At 71.7% G+C, this 16,984-nt stretch carries 12 protein-coding genes; 8 read left to right on the top strand and 4 right to left on the bottom strand.

Translation table 11 applies throughout. The features are described 5' to 3' along the window. The first annotated feature begins 52 nt into the window (after positions 1-52). Positions 53-1,000 carry a helix-turn-helix domain-containing protein gene (locus tag ADL15_RS00605; protein WP_067684197.1) on the top strand — a complete coding sequence of 316 codons (948 nt, stop codon included), beginning with the start codon at positions 53-55 and terminating at the stop codon, positions 998-1,000. A gap of 16 nt (positions 1,001-1,016) precedes the next feature. On the opposite strand, the gene ADL15_RS00600 is transcribed toward ADL15_RS00605, so the two are convergent. After that, the gene (locus ADL15_RS00600; RefSeq protein WP_067683853.1) at positions 1,017-4,493 is read right to left on the bottom strand and encodes a S8 family peptidase; all 3,477 of its coding nucleotides are present in this window, start codon (positions 4,491-4,493) and stop codon (positions 1,017-1,019) included. Positions 4,494-4,703: 210 nt separating this feature from the next. On the opposite strand from ADL15_RS00600, the gene ADL15_RS00595 reads away from it, so the two are divergent. Next, entirely contained in the window at positions 4,704-7,028 is a 2,325-nt protein-coding gene (locus ADL15_RS00595; protein ID WP_232343828.1) for a putative bifunctional diguanylate cyclase/phosphodiesterase, read from the top strand. Between the two features lie 10 nt (positions 7,029-7,038). Here ADL15_RS00595 and ADL15_RS00590 read toward each other — a convergent pair whose 3' ends face one another. Then, complete coding sequence (locus ADL15_RS00590) at positions 7,039-8,115, bottom strand: MBL fold metallo-hydrolase (protein ID WP_067683851.1); 1,077 nt, start codon at positions 8,113-8,115, stop codon at positions 7,039-7,041. A 79-nt stretch (positions 8,116-8,194) separates the two neighbouring features. Here ADL15_RS00590 and ADL15_RS00585 point away from each other — a divergent pair, with 79 nt between their 5' ends. Together ADL15_RS00585 and ADL15_RS00580 are read left to right on the top strand one after the other, a co-directional pair. Then, entirely contained in the window at positions 8,195-8,785 is a 591-nt protein-coding gene (locus tag ADL15_RS00585; RefSeq protein ID WP_067683848.1) for a TetR/AcrR family transcriptional regulator, read from the top strand. A gap of 85 nt (positions 8,786-8,870) precedes the next feature. Then, a complete protein-coding gene (locus ADL15_RS00580) occupies positions 8,871-10,088 on the top strand; it encodes an acyltransferase family protein (protein ID WP_067683845.1) in 1,218 nt (405 codons plus the stop codon). Here the strand turns inward: ADL15_RS00580 and ADL15_RS00575 are convergent. Beyond that, a complete protein-coding gene (locus ADL15_RS00575) occupies positions 10,085-10,636 on the bottom strand; it encodes a hypothetical protein (protein ID WP_067683840.1) in 552 nt (183 codons plus the stop codon). The two genes, ADL15_RS00580 and ADL15_RS00575, sit on opposite strands and share 4 nt — an antisense overlap. Before the next feature lie 361 nt (positions 10,637-10,997). Here ADL15_RS00575 and ADL15_RS00570 point away from each other — a divergent pair, with 361 nt between their 5' ends. Then, entirely contained in the window at positions 10,998-11,867 is an 870-nt protein-coding gene (locus ADL15_RS00570; RefSeq protein WP_067683837.1) for a GDSL-type esterase/lipase family protein, read from the top strand. Here the strand turns inward: ADL15_RS00570 and ADL15_RS00565 are convergent. Further along, on the bottom strand, positions 11,857-13,170 hold the full coding sequence (locus ADL15_RS00565) for an MFS transporter (protein ID WP_232343827.1): 1,314 nt from the start codon (positions 13,168-13,170) through the stop codon (positions 11,857-11,859). The two genes, ADL15_RS00570 and ADL15_RS00565, sit on opposite strands and share 11 nt — an antisense overlap. Positions 13,171-13,286: 116 nt before the next feature. On the opposite strand from ADL15_RS00565, the gene ADL15_RS00560 reads away from it, so the two are divergent. From ADL15_RS00560 to fsxC, 3 genes are all read left to right on the top strand, one after another. Then, a complete protein-coding gene (locus tag ADL15_RS00560; protein ID WP_232343826.1) occupies positions 13,287-14,096 on the top strand; it encodes an aminoglycoside N(3)-acetyltransferase in 810 nt (269 codons plus the stop codon). Between the two features lie 288 nt (positions 14,097-14,384). After that, positions 14,385-15,551: an FxsB family cyclophane-forming radical SAM/SPASM peptide maturase gene (locus ADL15_RS00555; RefSeq protein ID WP_067683829.1), complete on the top strand. Its 1,167-nt coding sequence runs from the start codon at positions 14,385-14,387 to the stop codon at positions 15,549-15,551. Positions 15,552-15,771: 220 nt separating this feature from the next. Beyond that, positions 15,772-16,962, top strand: coding sequence for an FxsC protein (gene fsxC, locus ADL15_RS00550; RefSeq protein ID WP_067683822.1), 1,191 nt, complete (start codon positions 15,772-15,774; stop codon positions 16,960-16,962). Positions 16,963-16,984 lie beyond the last annotated feature (22 nt).

The following is a 16,984-nucleotide window of genomic DNA, read 5'->3' as shown; positions in this document are numbered from 1 at the left end:
GCGCGGGCTGTGCCGGTAGGGACCGGTAACGAACTGCTCGTATGGTGTGCGCGTGAACGAACGGCTCGACCTATTGCCGGTGGCTGAGCAGCAGGCCTACCGCCTGCTGCTGCGGATGGCCGGTGCCGGCCCCGCCGACCTCGCCGTCCACGCCGGCATCGATGTCGCCGACGCCGCCGCTCTGCTCGAGTCGTTGCGGGACAAGGGACTTGCCGCCGGTGGGCCGTCGTTCGACGCGTTGCCGCCCGATGTCGTGCTCGGTGAGGTGCTGTTGCGGGAGCAGCAGGATCTCGAGGCGGCCCGGCGGATGGTCGCCTCGCTCAGCGAGGAGTACCGCACGACCGCGCGGCGGCGCAGCGCCGACCATCTCGTCGAGATCGTGGTGGGTGCCGGTGCGTTGCGGCAGCGGCTGCGGGAGATGCAGGACTCGGCGCGGGACGAGATCCTCTGGTTCTGCCGGGCGAATCCGATCGCCATGCAGGGTCCGGAGAACACCGAGGAGACGTCGGCGCTGACCCGCGGGGTGCGCTACCGGGCGATCTACGAGCGGGAGCTGCTGGAGAAGCCCGGTGAGCTGGACAGCATCGTCGAGGCGATCAAGCTGGGTGAGCAGTCGAGAACCCTGCCCACCCTGCCGGTACGGCTGGCCATCGCGGATCGTGCGCTGGCCATCTGCCCGCTGGTGCCGGACGCGGTGCGTGGCCTCGGCGAGCCGAGTGCCGCGGTGATCCGCTCCAGTGAGCTGCTCGACGCGCTGATCGCGCTGTTCGAGAGCTACTGGGAGCGGGCCACCCCGCTGTTCCCCTACGGCGCCGCCGAGGAACCCGACCGGTTGCTGTTGTCGCTGATCGTGGCCGGCATGCCGGACAAGTCGATCGCCACCCATCTCGGGGTGAGCAAGCGGACCGTCCAGCGCAGGGTCGACCGGTTGATGGACGTGGCCGGGGTGGACAGCCGGGCCGGCTTGGCGTTCCAGGCGGCCAAGCGCGGCTGGCTGTGATCCCCGCCGTGCGGGATCATGCGCGTCCGTAGGCGCGGAGCACGGTCTGCGCGACCGTGTTCCCGTGCCGGTCGGTGGCGCTGACCCGCAGCGACACGGTGCCCCGGCCGGCGGGCACCACGAAGGCGCCGCGGGACGACGCAGCGGAGAACCAGGTCTTTCCCTCGTCGAAGGAGAGCGACACGGCCACCTTCCGGGCGCCGGGGACGGTGACCCCGAGCCGGTGGGCGTGGACCGTGGCGGTGCCGGACAGCGAGACCGGCGCCGCGTACCCGATCTGGAGCATCGGCAGGGTGCCGGCCGATGACGACCGGAACGTCCACTCGGTGCTCGTCGAGCGGGCGTACTGCCACTCGGTGCCGGCTCGCGCGGTGGTCAGGGCGAGCCGGAAGGTGGCGCTCCCGGGCGGGATCGTGACGTCCCGCCAGGCATCCCGGGTCTCGCTGATCAGCGTGCCGTTGCGGTAGAGCCGCGCGGCCGACTGATCCGCCTCGTCGATGGTGAAGTGCTTGTCGCTCGCGTCGACGAAGTCGGCCACCCGCAGGTTCAGGACGTCACCGGTACGTCTGCTGGCGTACCCGGCCGGAGTCGCCGGGCGCACCACCGGCGCGGCCCAGGTCTCGGTGGCCGTGCCGCTGCGCGGATAGGTGCGCGGCCGGTCGGCGAAGCCGGTGTCGAGCGCCGAGTCGAGGTCGCTCCACGGATAGTCCTGGTGGACGTGGTGCTGCCACAGACTGTCGCCGGCCGAGACCCACTCCTCGCGGACCGCCGGGGTGGCCGCCGTGCGCTGCCGGTCGTTCCACGCGTAGTCCTGCCACGGCCGCCAGCCGAACCGCTGCTCGCGCACCCAGCCCAGACCGCCGTTGTGCGCGTAGCGGGTGGTGACCCGGTACGAGTTGGCCGCCGTCACCTTGTGCACGATCTGCGCGGGAACCTTGCCGCTGGAGACCTGCAGAACGTCGTACAGATAAGGAGTTTGGGGTGTCATCGTGAGGTCCAGGAACCTGGACGTGATCGTGGTCCCGATGTCGTGCGAGATCAGCAGGGCCGGGATGGGCAGCCGCTCAGTGGCCGAGGGGTCCCACGTGCTCCAGGCGGCCGAGTCCGGCCCGCGCATCAGCAGCACGAGACCGGCGCCGGCGTCCGCGGCGCGCTGGACCGCCTCGTATTCATCACCGTCGACCGGAACGATGACGGCTCGCCCCCGCGTGGACGACGACAGCGAAAAGCGGCGGGTGCCGGTGAAGACCGGACTGGTCGGCATCGGACGCAGGTCGTAGGTGCCGGCCCCGGCGAAGGACGCCCGGGCGAACGGCGCCACCAGCTGCCACCGCGACGAGAACTCGTAGGCGCCCCTGCGGACCTGCGCGGTCGGGGTGACGTTGACCTTTTCGGTCGCGCTGAAGTCCATGAAGCCGTTGTCGATCTGCCGGCCGGTGCCGGTGACCCGGTGCACGTAGTAGCTGAGCACCGCCTGCTGCTCCGCGGGCCTCGGCGTCTCGATCCTGATCGGCTTGGCCTTGCGGGCGTCCAGCACGACCCGCATGTCCCGGTCGACGTGCAGCTCGGGGATGGTGACGAGGGTGTCCTCCGGGTGCATGCCGGTGCCCACGGCGAGGGTGGCGTCGACCAGGTAGTCGCCCTCGGCCACGTCGACCCAGCCGTCCTCGCCGCTGCCCAGGTAGCCGAGCGCGTCGAACCGCCGGTCGTCGCCGAACATCTGGAACACCGGCACCCCGGTGGGCCTGCCGTCCTGGCCGACCGCGGTGAAGGTGACCTTGTGGTGCGGCGGGTCGATGGTGCCGCCCAGTGCGGTGGTGACCAGCACGCCGTTCGGGCCGGTCGCGGTCAGCCAGCCGCCGAGCACGCCGTTGGTGCTGCCGGCGCGGTTCAGGGTGAGCGGCACGGCGGCGGTTCCCCCGGCCGGCACGGTCACGGTCGCCGGCGCGGTCACGTTCGGCATACCGGCCTTCAGGGCCAGGGTGACCGGCGCCGTCCCGGCGTTGCGGTAGGTCACCGTCCGGCCGGTCGCTGTGAGACCGAAATCGGCCACGCCGGTGCCGGTCACGGTCTGTGTGGTGGCCCGGGTCAGGTCGACCCGGCCGGCGCCCTGGCCGTAGACGGTCGCCCCGGCGCTGACCTTGCCCGTGCTGACCAGCGCGTCCTTCAGCCGCGGGCCGGACCAGCCGGGGTGCTGCTGCGCCAGGATCGCGGCGGCGCCGGCCACGTGCGGGGTGGCCATCGAGGTGCCGGACGCGGTGGTGTGCAGGGCGTCGACCGGGGTGCCCATCGTGGTGCCGGCCGCCCGGGCCGCCACGATGTCCACGCCCGGCGCGGTGATCTCCGGCTTGAGGCCCTGGTCGAGCAGGCGCGGGCCGCGGCTGGAGAACTCGGCCAGCCGGTCGTCCCGGTCGACCGCGCCGACGGTCAGCGCCGAGGTCGCGGCGCCCGGGGTGCCGACGGTGTAGTCGCCACCCTCGTTGCCGGCCGCGACCACGAAGAGCGCGCCGCCGGAGCTGAGCTCGTTCACGGCCTCGCTCATCGGGTCGGTGCCGTCGGTCGCGTCGCCGCCGAGACTCATATTGATCACCTTGGCGCCGCTGTCGACGGCCCACTGCATGCCCGCGATGATCCCGGACTCGTAGCCGCTGCCGGAGTCGTCGAGCACCTTGCCGACCAGCAGTCGCGCGCCCGGCGCGACACCCTGCGCGCCGGCCGCGATCGAGGCCACGTGGGTGCCGTGCCCGAAGTGGTCGACGGTGTTCCCGCTGCCGCTGAAGTCCTCGGCCGCGGTGATCCGGCCGGCCAGGTCCGGGTGGCCGGCGTCGATGCCGGTGTCCAGCACGGCGATCGTGACGCCGGTCCCGGTTAGCCCGGCCTGCCAGGCCGCGGGCGCGCCGATCTGCTCGACGTTCGGGTCGGCCGCCGCGGTGACCTTGCCGTCCAGCCAGATCCGGGTGGGCGCGCCGGTGCTCCGGGCGCTCTGCCGGCTGCGCCAGAAGGCGGCCAGCGATTGCTTGTCGGCACGCACGGCTTCGGCGCCGAGGCTGGGCAGGCGGGTGGTTACGGTGGTGTTGAGGGTACGAGCGGAGCCAACGTCCGACTGCACGATCAGCGGGAGCGTGCTGTTCTCGGCATCGCCGTACCCGTCGGCGAGCAGATGCTCCACGTTGAACAGTTCGGCATCCAGTTGCCCGCTTTTGATCATCGGTACCGCGTCCAGCGGCAGCACCTGCAGCCCGTCGCCGGCCTCGGTGGTGCGGAACGCGACGCCCTCCCGTCCGGGTGCGGGCCGCACCGTCGCGGCGTACCGGCCCTCGCCGGCCGGGGCGAGCGACACGACGTCACCGGTGATCAGCGTGATCGCCCGAGCCGCGCCGCCCGGTGCGGCCGGTGCCTGCGGTGTGACCGGCGCGGCCCGGCCGGGTGCCGCCGGGAGGGCGGCGATCAGGGCTCCGACCAGTACTACCGCGGTTCCTGCTCTTCGTCGCACGGCCGTCTCCTTCGCGTCACCGGCGCCCCGGATCTTGTCGGGGCGACGACTCGCATTTTCAAGAACACCGATGCGTACGGAACAGGCCTCTGACCTGCCCTACCCTTGCCATGGCGCGATGTGGACAGCGGGCCGGCCCCGGCCGTGACCCGGTGAACGTGGAACGTTCGGGGGAGATCCGCTCCCGATCCGGACCGCTAGTGTCGGGCCGTGCTTCCGTCGACGGTCCTCCGCAACAGCACTGTGGACAGAAGGTACGTGCTGGCCACGGTCGTGATCGCCGTACTCGGCGCACTCTGGTGTGTGGCCTTCCTGCGCTTCGGCGTCGGCGTCGAAGCGGTGGCGTACGCGTTCGTCCCGCTCGGTGGCCTGCTGACCATCCCGTCGGTGCGTCAGCTGACCCGCCGGGACGCCGGCCGTGATCCGGTCGCGGTCCGGTTCTGGCGCACGATCCGGCTCGCCGTCGTGCTGATCACGATCGGCTACGGCTGGTTCGCCGTGGACATGCTCGCGCACGCCGACCAGGTCCGCACCCGCACCATGACACCACCGGCGGCGGCCGCCGTGGCCCTCGGTTTCCTCGTCGCCATCTGGGGGCTGGCCCGGGTGCCGGTCGTCGCGGCCGGTGGCGCCGAACGGTGGCGGGTGGCGCTGGACCGGACCATCGCGTTCCTCGGCTGTGCGGCGGTGCTCTGGTATCTCGGGCTGGCGCCGATGCTGTCCGCCGCCGAGCCGTGGAGCCCGCAGGCGATGCTGCTGGTCGGCCTCGGCCTGCTGGTCGCGGTCGGCGCCGCGGCGAAGGTGTCGTACCTCGGTGACGGCCCGGTCGACCGCGTCGCGATGCGGCTCCTCGCGGCCGCCGGTGGGGTGCCGGCCGCCGCGTCCGCGGTGCTCGCGGTGCAGTTCGGCCTGATCGGCAGCATCCCGGCGCAGACCGTGGTGATGCCGCTGTGCCCGGTGCTGACCACCCTCGGCGTCGCCGCGCAGATCCGCGCCGACCGCGGGCCGCGCCGCTCACCGGCCCGCACCGGCATGGTGCTGCCCTACCTGGCCATGCTCCTGGCCGACGTGCCGCTGATCGCGGTCGCCGTCGGTGCGCCGCTGCGCTGGCCGGTCCGGGTGGTCCTGGTCACCGCGGTCGTGGTGACCGCGCTGGTCATGGTCCGGCAGTTCCTCACGTACCGGGAGAACGACCGGCTGCTCCGGACCGCGCGCCGGCAGGAGGAACGCCTGCAGTACGAGGTCAGCCACGACGGCCTGACCGGGCTGGCCAACCGGGCCCTGTTCCGGGACCGGCTCGCCGCCGCGCTGTCCACCACCGGCCTGGCCGCGGTGCTGCTCATCGATCTGGACGACTTCAAGACCGTGAACGACCTGCTCGGGCACGGGGTCGGTGACCAGCTGCTGGTCTCGGTGGCCCGGCTGCTGCGGGCCGAGGTGGGTGACGACGGCCTGCCGGCCAGGGTCGGCGGCGACGAGTTCGCGGTGGTGCTGGCCGGTGCCGACCCCGAGGTCCTGGCCCGCCGGCTGCTGGCCGCCCTCGCTCAGCCGATCAGCGAGCATCGTCTGCTGGTGCAGGCCAGTGTCGGTATCGCGATCGCCACGCCGGGCACCACCGTCGATGCCGTGCTGCGCAACGCCGACGTGGCGATGTACATGGCAAAACAACAAGGCAAGGCAGATTTCGTACGGTATGTCGACGGCATGGGCGAGCCGGTGCTGGCACACATGCAACTCGGCGGCGAACTGCGGCGAGCCCTGGACAACAACGAGTTCCGGGTGGTCTACCAGCCGATCGTGCGCCTGGACGGCCGCCGGGTGATCGGCGTCGAGGCGCTGGTCCGGTGGGATCACCCGACCCGCGGCGTGGTCAGCCCGGCCGAGTTCATCCCGGCCGCCGAACGGACCGGCCTGATCGTGCCGCTGGGCCGGTTCGTGCTGCGCGAGACGTGCCGGCAGGCGGCGGCGTGGCTGGCCGAGTTCGGGCCGGACGCGCTGAAGGAGGCCGGGCTGAACGTCTCCGCCCGGCAGCTGCACGACCCGGACTTCGTCACCGAGGTGGCCGCCGCGCTGGCCGACAGCGGGCTGCCCTGCGAGCGGCTGATCCTCGAGGTGACCGAGTCGGCGGTGCTCCGCGGCCAGCAGGTCTCCCGCGCCCTCTACGACCTCGACCGGATGGGCATCCGCCTCGCCCTCGACGACTTCGGCACCGGTGAGTCGTCGCTGAGCCTGCTGCGCGCGTTCCCGGCCGCGATCGTCAAGCTGGACAAGTCCTTCGTGGACGGCATCGAGATCGACGACGGGCACCCGGCCGCCATCGACGCCCGGCAGGCGGTGGCCCGTGCGGTGATCCAGCTCGCGCACGCGCTCGGCCTGGACACCATCGCCGAGGGGATCGAGAGCCCCGAGCAGGTCACCGCGCTCCGCGAGCTCGGCTACACCCTCGGCCAGGGCTACCACCTGGCCGAGCCGATGACCGCCGAGGGCGTGTCCCGTCTGCTGGCCGGTCAGCAGGCAGCGGCCGGGGTGTCCTGACCGGCCGGTCTCAGGCGACCTGCTGCCACCAGGCGTCGATCTCGGGCGGGCAGTCCACGTCCACCCGCTCGCCCGGGCGGGGGACGGCCAGCTTCACGCCGCGGGCCTTGGCCTCGCTCCAGGCGCGCTCGACCGGCTCGGCCCAGCGGTGCGCCGCCAGGTCGAAGGTGGCCCAGTGCACCGGGATCATCAGGCCGCCCTGGACGTCGACGTGCACCGAGACGCCGTCCTCGGGGAACATGTGGATGTCCGGCCAGGCCTCGCCGTACGCACCGACCTGCACCAACGTCACGTCGAACGGGCCGTGCTCGGCACCGATCCCCGCGAAGCCGGTGAAGTATCCGGTGTCGCCGGAGTAGAACACCCGGCGGCTTTCGCCCTTGATCACCCAGCTGGCCCAGAGGGTGCCGTCGCGGCTGAACCCGCGCCCGGAGAAGTGCCGGGCCGGGGTCGCGATCAGCTCGAGACCGGCGACCCGGGTGCTCTCGTTCCAGTCGAGTTCGGCGATCCGGGCGGCCGGCACGCCCCACCGCTCCAGGTGCGCGCCCACGCCGAGCGGCACCACGAAGATCGCCGGGTGCAGTCCGGACAGGTGCTGGACGGTCGCCATGTCGAGGTGGTCGTAGTGGTCGTGCGAGATCACCACGGCGTCGATCCGGGGCAGCTCGTGCAGCGGCACCGGCGGCTCGTGCAGCCGCCGGGGACCGGCGAGCTGGGAGGGTGAGCAGCGGTCGCTCCACACCGGGTCGACCAGGACCCGTTTGCCCTCGATCTCGATCAGCGCGGTGGAGTGGCCGTACCAGGTGACGTGCAGGCCCCGCGGGTCCGCTTCCGGCTCGGTGGCCGGCGCGGCGACCAGCGGGATGGCTTGCTTCGGGCGGCGGGCCGCGGTGCCGGTGAACACGGCCGTGGCGACCTTCGGGATGTCGGTGAGCGACAGGCCGGAGGTAGTGGGCACGTTGTTGCGGAACTTGCCGCCGGAGAACTGGGGTGAGGCCTCGACGCGGGCGAGGCGAGCCCCGGTCGGCTTCGCGCCCATCTGCGCGGCGATGTTGGACGGGGCCGGGGAGGAGCTCTTCGCAGGCATGCCACCAATGTAATCGGTGATAACAATGTAGGCAACGCTCACAATGTGTTCGTCGAATACATCACGGTAGGCTGGTGCCATGAAGACCCGCCCTTACCATCACGGGGACCTGCGCGCCGCCCTGCTCGTCCTCGCCGAGGACACCCTGCGTGAGCGCGGGCCGGCCGAGCTGTCGCTGCGGGAGCTGGCCCGGGAGGCGGGGGTCAGCCCGGCCGCGCCGAGCCGGCACTTCAAGACCAAGCAGGCCCTGCTGGACGCGCTGGCGATCGAGGGCTTCGACCGGCTGATCACCGTGCTGACCGGTGCGCTGGAGCAGACCGGCGCGACGTTCGCCGAGCGGCTGTCCGTGCTCACCCGTACCTATGTGGCTTTTGCGATCGGCAATCCGGCCATGCTCGAGCTGATGTTCTCGCGCAAGCACGAACCCTCCGCCCCGGCGGAGCTGATCGCGTCCACGCACCGGCTGATGATCATGGCCACCGGCCTGCTCGAGGACGGGCAGCGCCGCGGCGAGGTCCGCGCCGGCCCGATGATCCCGCTCGCCGTGCCCCTGGCCGCGGTCCTGCAGGGCATGACCGACCTGGCACTGAGCGGCGGCTTCACCCCCGACCAGGTCGAACTGGGCCTCACCGAGACCATCACCTTCATCCTGCGCGGCTACGCCCCCTGACCCCGGGCTGTGGATCGGCTGTGGGCCGGTAGTCTCTGCGGCCATGTCGCATGCTGAGCCGCCCGGTCCGCCGGTCAGGGGGCGGATGGCGTTTCTGGACGGTCTCCGGCTGGTCGCCGCGCTGATGGTGGTGCTGTACCACTACGCCGGCCTGCCCCGGGTCGCGAGCGTGTGGGACGTGCCGTCGACCGTCTACGCGTTCCCGGATCTGAGCCGGATCGCGTCCTACGGCTGGCTCGGCGTCGAGTTGTTCTTCCTGATCAGCGGGTTCGTCATCTGCATGAGCAGCTGGGGGCGGGATGCCGGCGCGTTCGCCCGGTCCCGGATCGTTCGCCTCTTCCCGGCCTACTGGGCGGCCGTGCTGATCACCGTCGCGGTGACCGCGATCTGGAGCGAGCCCCGCCCGCTCACCGCGAACTGGAGCGAGATCCTGACCAACCTCACCATGCTGCCGAAGCCGCTGGGTGTGCCGCAGGTGGAGGGGGTCTACTGGACGCTCTGGGTGGAGGCGCGTTTCTATCTGCTCTTCGCGTTCCTGGTGTGGTGGGGGCTGACCACCCGCCGGGTGCTGGTCTTCGGGTACGGCTGGCTGATCGTCGCGACCTACGCGGTCGAGGCGGAGTCACCGCTGCTCAGCACGATCGTCATGCCGGACTACGCGGCGTTCTTCGCCGGCGGCATCGGGTTCTTCCTGATCCACAAGTTCGGCTCGGACCTGAAGTTCTGGGGCCTGGTCGGCTTCTCCTGGCTGATCGCCCAGCACAACACGTATGACATGGTCCTGCTGGTGAACCGGCCGATGCCGCGCCCGATGTCCGCGACGGCCGGTGTCCTGCTGGTCACGGTCTTCTACGTGCTGATGGCGGGGGTGGCGCTGGGCTGGTTCCGCCGGGTCACCTGGGGCTGGCTGACCACCGCGGGCCTGCTCACCTACCCGTTCTACCTGCTGCACGAGAAGATCGGCTGGGTGCTGATCCACCAGATGCGGGACCTGCGGCCGCGCTATCTGACGCTGATGATCACGGTGGCCGTCATGCTGGTCGCTGCCTGGCTGTTGCACCGGCTGGTCGAGCGGCCGCTTGCCGGTTGTCTGCGCTCGAGGCTGGCGACGCCGACACCGGACACTCCGCGCGGAACGGCACCGCGGGCCAGGGCGCCGCAGGAGGAGACGCCACGGGACGACACCCCGCCGGAGCGAGCGCCGGACAACCTGACACGCGACGCTTCCCGCCGTACAAAATCGGACGAGGCGGACCCGGAGTCGCACGCGGCGCGCGACCCCGGGCCGGTTCTGCTGCCTTAGATCCGGCACTCCCAGGAGTTGGCGTCGTAGAAGTCGCGGAAGCGGTCGATCGCCGTGGCGCCGGCCGTGTGCTTGCAGACCTCGGGCAGGCTGACGTCGAAGTAGACCGGGTCGACCCGGCTGTAGTTGACGCAGTGCCAGTCGTAGACGGTCGTGCCGAGCAGGGCGGATGCGCTGTGGCCGGTCGAGGTGCAGTAGTCGTCGATCGGCGGGGTGACCACTGTGGACGTGACGCGCCAGCAGCTGACCGAGGCCGGGTCACGGAAGCCGGCGATCCGGTCCACGGCGCCGGTGCCGTAGGTCCAGCGGCAGGCCGCCTCGAAGGTCAGGTCGTGCGTGGCACCGTCGCTGCCGGTGCAGTGCCAGTCATAAGCGGTCACGCCGGTGAGGGCGGCGTCGGCGTATCCGATCGAGCGGCAGTAGGCGCCGAGGTCGAGGCTGCCGAGCCGCTGCGGTGTGGCGGACGCCGCGGCGGCCGGGCCGGTCACGGCCAGCATCCCGGCGAGCCCGACGAGCAGAGCGAGCAGGACCTTGCTGAGCGAACGCATGCTTCTCCCGAGGTTCAGAAGTGTCCTTTTCGGACTTTGGGCACGTGTCAGCCTAGGGATCTGACGGCATTCTGCAAGACCTTGCAACTAGAACGTAACTTCTCTCAGCAGATGGTTCATCTTGCAGTCATGCATCCTTCAAGATCAAAATCAGACCATCGATGTCGTGCGTCCGCCGGGGTGCGGACCGCCGCTCCCGCCGGGACCCTGCGGGCTTCGCTGGCCGCTGGCGCGTCCAGGACGCGAAGCCCTCCGGGCGATGTCCGTGGGTGGTCCGTGCCAAACCGTTCCGTACCGCGACCGGGGGAGCGCGGGTGGCATATCGTGCCGGAGTCGTTGCTTCCGGCTGAATCGGGGGAAGATGCCGCGTCGCTGGCAGGTCGCCGTCCTGGCGCTGCTCGGGGTCTTCGCGCTGGCCTGCGAGGGTGGCGCCGGCGCGGCCGACCCGGAGCCCACGCCGAGCCGGAGCCGGACGGTCGCGCCGTCGACCGGCTACCCGGCGTCGATGGCGGCGCTCGGCGACTCGATCACCGCCGGCGTCGGCAGCTGCCTGGCCTACGTCGCGTGCAGCCGGAACTCCTGGGCGGCCGGCACCGCCCGCGGCGTGGACAGCCACTACCAGCGGATCCTGGCCGAGAACTCGAAGATCAAGGGCCACGTGCACAACTTCGCCGAGCCCGGCGCGGAAGCGGACGCGCTCGCCGGCCAGGCGGCCCGGGCGGTCGACGCGAAGGTGCAGTACGTGACCGTGCTGATCGGCGCGAACGACGCCTGCTCCGGCCGGCTCCGGGACATGACCTCGGTGGCGAGGTTCCGCGACGAGGTGGACCGCGGGCTGGCCACGCTGAAGAAGGGCCTGCCCAAGGCCCGGGTGCTGGTGGCCAGCATCCCGGACCTGTACCGGCTGTGGCAGGTGGGCCGGGACGACGAGCAGGCGCTCCGGGTGTGGAGCAGCGGCGGGGTCTGCCCGTCGATGCTGGCCGACCCGGCGTCCACGGCGCGCGCCGACAACGAGCGCCGGCGCGCGGTGCGGGACCGGATCGACGCGTACGACGACGAGCTGCGCCAGGCCTGCAAGGCGTACGGCAGCCGGTGCCGGTGGGACGGCGGGCAGGTGCACGACCTGCGGTTCACCCTCGACCTGGTGAACACGTTCGACTACTTCCACCCCAACCTGGAGGGCCAGAACGAGCTGGCCGCGATCACCTACCCGGAACGGTTCAGCTGGTAATCGTCTTCTCCGGCGCGGGCGACTCCGGAGCGGACGACCGCGCCCAGAGTCCCGCGAGCACCGTGCCGACGCAGAGCGCGGCCGCGCTCAACCCCAGCGACCAGTGGATGCCGACCACCGCGCCGAACAGCCCGACCGTGATGCCGCTGCCGAAGCGCAGGCCGTTCGCGGACATGCCGTACACCCCGATCACCCGGCCCCGGTCCGCGGGCGGTGCCATCAGCTGCACCACGGTCTGGCCCACCGACATCGACGCCAGGTTGGCCACCCCGCCCGCGACCAGCAGCAGCACCGCGATCGGGTAGCTCGGAGTGACCGCGAAGCAGAGCGTGAACAGGCCGTACAGCCCGGTGCTGATCACCGCGGAGAGCACCGTGGGCCGGATCCATCCGGTGGCCTCCAGGACCAGGCCGCCGACCACGCCGCCGACGCCGTTGGCGAAGAGCAGGATCCCGTACGCCGTGCCGGCGTCCCCGCTGCCCAGGTCCTGGGCGAAGAGCGGCATCGCGGACTGCAGCGAGGCGCCGACGAAGAACGAGCCCAGCCCGCCCAGGATGATCATGCTGACCAGGGTGTGATCGGCGCGCACCTCGCGGAGCACCCGGACCGAGTCCATGATCCCGACCCGCTTCCGGGGCACCCCGCCGTCCCGGGTGTGCCCGGTGAACTTCGTGCGGAACAGGAACAGGGTGAGCGGCAGGTAGAAGGCGATGTTCGCGAAGATGCCCCAGGTCGGCCCGAGCCCGAGCAGCAGCGCCGAGCCGACCGCCGGCCCGAACAGCACCCCGAGACTGCGGAACGTGGCGTTGAGCCGCACGGCGCTGGGCAACTCCTCGTCGCCGACGAAGTCGTGCAGCATCAGCTGCTCGCCGGGACCCCACAGGGCACCCGCGACACCGTGCAGCACCAGCAGCACGCAGGCGTGCCAGACCTGCAGCGTGCCGGTCAGGAAGAGCACGCCCCAGGCCGCCGAGACCAGCATGAACAGCACCTGCGCGAACTGGATCACCCGCCGGCAGTCGTACCGGTCGGCCAGGCCGCCGAAGAAGACCGACAGGAACAGGAACGGCACCCAGTGGCTGATCACCTGGAAGCCGGCCAGCGCCGACGAGTGGAACTTCTCCCACAGCACCCAGTAGGTGATCACGTGTTCGATGTTGTCGGCCATCATGGCCAGCGCCGCACCGAAGAGGTAGGGCCGGCAGTCCGGGTTGCGCAGCGCGGCGAACCGCCGTGGTGACTCCGGTTTCGGGACGTGCGTGTTCTGACCGCAGGCGGCACACATTGTTCTCAGGACCTCCACCGGACAGCCTCATCCCCGCGCCGCCCGCCGGCGCGGCAGGTGACCGCGGAGTGATCAGCGCCACTCATCCGTGCTACATAAGGACCCGGACGTTCCGATCAGTGCCAGGAGGGTCAGTGGATCTTGTGGACTGCGTGGACGCCGGCCCGCGCACCCGCGCCTCGCTGGCCGGGGACCTGCGCGCCCTCGGCCTCGGCGCGGGGGAGACGGTGCTGCTGCACTCCTCGCTGAGCTCGCTGGGCTGGGTGTGCGGCGGGGCGGTCGCCGTCGTACAGGCCTTCCTCGACGTGCTCGGGCCGGCCGGCACGCTGGTGGTGCCCGCGTTCGCCACCGAGAACCGGGACCCGGCGCGCTGGGCCGGCCCGGAGATCCCGGTGGCCTGGTTGCCGCTGATCCGGGACAGTCTGCCGCCGTACGATCCGGCTCTGACCTCGTGCCGGTCACTGGGGGCCATCGCCGAGACGGTGCGGTGCTGGCCGGGCGCGCACCGCAGCCCGCACCCGCAGACGTCGTTCGCGGCGATCGGCGCCCGGGCGGCCGAGCTGACGAGCCGGCACGACCTGCCCAGCGAGCTGGGTGAGGAGTCCCCGCTGGCCGCCCTGGAAGCGGCCGGCGCCCGGATCGTCCTGCTGGGCGTGGGGTTCGCGAGCTGCACGGCCTTCCACCTGGCCGAGTACCGGCTGCCCTGGCGCACGCCCCGCGACAACGCCTGCGTGATGACCACCCCGGCGGGCCGCGCCTGGGTCCCGTACCGCGGGGTGCTGCTGAACGCGGGAGACTTCGCCGAGCTCGGCGCGGATCTGGAGCGCACCGGGGCGGTGACCACCGGCCCGGTCGGCTCGGCCGCCGCCCGGCTGCTGTCCCTCCCCGCGGCGGTCGGCTTCGCCCGCGACTGGCTGACCACCCATCGTGTGCCACCCGGATAGTCCCCGGTGGCGACTACTGTACGTACCCGTATCGACGCTCTACGATAACGTCACCGGTGGCCTCCGCCCCGCAAGATCACGTCTCGTCGATGCGAGGTTTGCGGCATGGCACGTAAGCGGGAAGTTCCGATCGCCGATCTTCAGTCAGTGGGGCAGGACCCTGCGCGGCTCCATCACCTGACCGCTCGCCGACCAGCCGTCCGGTTCGCGGTCGACGGGACGCGGCATCCGAGCGCCTTCAGCAATTTCGCCAACGGGCAGCACCTCGACGACACGTCGGGGTGATGGGTGGACGAGCTCCTGGGCCCGGCATCGGCGCCGGTACGCCAGGTTCTCCTGAAGGTCCACAGCAGATGCAACATCGCCTGCGACTACTGCTACGTCTACCAGCACGCGGATCAGAGCTGGCGTGACCGCCCCCGGGTGATGTCCCGGGCGACGATCGACCTGGCCGCGGCCCGGATAGCCGAGCACGCGGGCAAGCACGACCTGCCGTTCCTCTCGGTCATCCTGCACGGTGGTGAACCGCTGCTGGCCGGCCCGGACGTGATCGACTACCTGGTCCGTACGGTGCGGGCCGCGGTCACCAGCCACACGAAGGTCGCGTTCGGCCTGCAGACCAACGGCCTGCTCCTGACCGACAGGTTCCTGGAACTCTTCGCGGCCCACCGGATCCGGGTGGGTGTCAGCCTCGACGGCCCGGCGGCGGCCAACGACCGGCACCGGCGGTTCGCCGACGGCCGCGGCAGTCACGCCGGCGCGGCCCGGGCGCTGCGCCGCCTCAACGAGGCCCGGCACCGGCCGCTCTTCGGCGGCATCCTGTGCGCGGTGGACGTGGCGAACGACCCCCTCGAGGTCTATCACCATCTGCTCACCTTCGACCCGCCCGAGATCGACTTCCTGCTGCCGCACGGCACCTGGGACCGGCCCCCTCCGCATCGGGGCCCGGACCAGGACCGCACGCCCTACGCCGACTGGCTGATCCCGATCTTCGACAGGTGGTACGAGTCGCCGGCGCCGCAGACCCGGGTGCGGCTCTTCGAGTCACTGGTCTCGCTGCTGCTCGGCGGGCCGGGTGGTGCCGAGGGGCTCGGCCTCGGGCAGGTCGACCTGGTCACCGTCGAGACCGACGGCAGCCTCGAACAGGGTGACGTGCTGAAGACGGTCGCGCCCGGCGCGCCCGCCACCGGCCTGCACGTCCGGTGGAACTCCTTCGACGAGTACCTGGACCATCCGGGCGCCCGGGCCCGCCAGGCCGGTCTGGCCGCGCTGGGCGCCGAGTGCCGGCGCTGCCCGTTGGTCCAGGTGTGCGGCGGCGGCCTGTACGCCCACCGGTTCAGCACCCGCAACGGATTCGGCAACCGGTCGGTGTACTGCGCCGACCTGGCCGCGATCATCCGGCACGCGGCCCGGCGGCTGGCCGCGGACCTGCCGCCGCCATCCGCCGGAAAGTGAGTCCGATAAATGTCCGTCCCGCCCTCGCCGGGTCCTCTTGTCGGACTTGAAACCCGCTGCGGGGTACCCCTCAGGTGCCCTGTGCGGTACTAATGACACAAAGCCCTCACCGGGCGGGTCGCCTACATCTGGCAGCCTGCCGGCCCAGAGGCCGCCGATGCCTCCTGCGCGGGATTCCTCTCGCGACCGCTGGGCCCGTTGGTGGCCGTCGGGAGGCCGGATGCTGTATTTCTTTCTGAGCTACGCGCCTGACGAGGACGACATCTTCGTCCACCGGTTGTACCAAGACCTGTCCGCGGAGATCATCCGGCGGATCGGAGCGGAACCCCAGCAGGTCGTCGGCTATCTGGACGACAGCGGTGCCGGCAGCTGGCCGGTCGACGCCCGGACCGCGCTCAGCGACTGCCAGACCTTCGTGGCCCTGTGCTCGTCGAAGTATCTGGCCAGTGAGCGGTGCGGCCGGTACTGGGGAGTCTTCGTCGACCGGATCCACGGCGACGGCTCGGACAACGGGCGCGGCGCCGACTCGTTGATCCCGGTGCTCTGGGCCGCCGACGGCCTTCCCGAGGACGTGTTCCACGAACCGGACCTCAAGGTCCGTCCCTTGCGGACTCCCAACGGCGACGACCTCCGGATCATGATGCGGCTGCGCTCGCACCGGGCGGCGTACGCGGCCTTCGTCGCCTCGCTGGCCCATCGGGTGGTCGAGGCGGCCCACGCCCATCGCCTGCCGCCGGCGCCGGCCGGTACCGACCCGGACGCCGCGGTGAACCCGTTCGATCGTCGGAGACACCGGCACGGCGTGGCCGGGCGGTCGACGAAGGTCTACGTCGTGGTCGCGGCCGGCACCCGGGAGCAGATGCGGGCGATCCGCGGCGACCTGCGGTTCTACGGCCTGCGGCGGGAGGACTGGGCGCCGTATCAGCCGGTCGCGCCGCAGTCGCTGGCGGCGCGCGCGTGCGGGATCGTCTCCGACCGGCGCCTGCAGTCCGAGGTCGTCCCGATCGAGTCGGTGGCCGAGCGGCTGCGTGCGGGGCTGCGGCGCGACATCCTGGTGCTGCTCGTCGACGCGTGGGCGGCCCGGCTGGACGATCTGGAACCGGCGCTGCGGGAGATCGGGCGGCAGGACGAGGAGGCCGTTGCGGTGCTCGTGCCGGCCAGCTCGGACGACGTGGAGACGTCGGCCCGCCGCGTCGAACTCCGCAGTGAGGTGCTCAAACGTTTTCCCGGCCGGTCGTCCTGGCACGACTCGCTGCTGCGGATCGGCGTCGAGTCGCCCGACGACTTCGACGCCGACCTCTCGGTGGCGATCGCGGCGGCGCAGCGGCGGGCGTACCGGCGGGGCTGGGGGGAGCAGCGGCCGGACCCGTCCCGGGCCGGGGCGCGACGTCCGGTGCTGGAGGGCCCGTGACCAGGGCCCCGGCGAGCTGCGC

Source organism: Actinoplanes awajinensis subsp. mycoplanecinus (genome assembly GCF_001509495.1).
GTDB lineage: Bacteria > Actinomycetota > Actinomycetes > Mycobacteriales > Micromonosporaceae > Actinoplanes > Actinoplanes palleronii.
The sequence above is the reverse complement of the archived record's forward strand: the minus strand, read 5'-3'. Positions and strand labels throughout refer to the sequence as shown.

Coding starts and splice junctions, on each gene's coding strand:
- ADL15_RS00590 (WP_067683851.1), bottom strand. CDS start 8,115: ATGCCTGCGAAGAGCTCCTCCCCGGCCCCGTCCAACATCGCCGCGCAG.
- ADL15_RS00585 (WP_067683848.1), top strand. CDS start 8,195: ATGAAGACCCGCCCTTACCATCACGGGGACCTGCGCGCCGCCCTGCTC.
- ADL15_RS00580 (WP_067683845.1), top strand. CDS start 8,871: ATGGCGTTTCTGGACGGTCTCCGGCTGGTCGCCGCGCTGATGGTGGTG.
- ADL15_RS00575 (WP_067683840.1), bottom strand. CDS start 10,636: ATGCGTTCGCTCAGCAAGGTCCTGCTCGCTCTGCTCGTCGGGCTCGCC.
- ADL15_RS00570 (WP_067683837.1), top strand. CDS start 10,998: ATGCCGCGTCGCTGGCAGGTCGCCGTCCTGGCGCTGCTCGGGGTCTTC.
- fsxC (WP_067683822.1), top strand. CDS start 15,772: ATGCTGTATTTCTTTCTGAGCTACGCGCCTGACGAGGACGACATCTTC.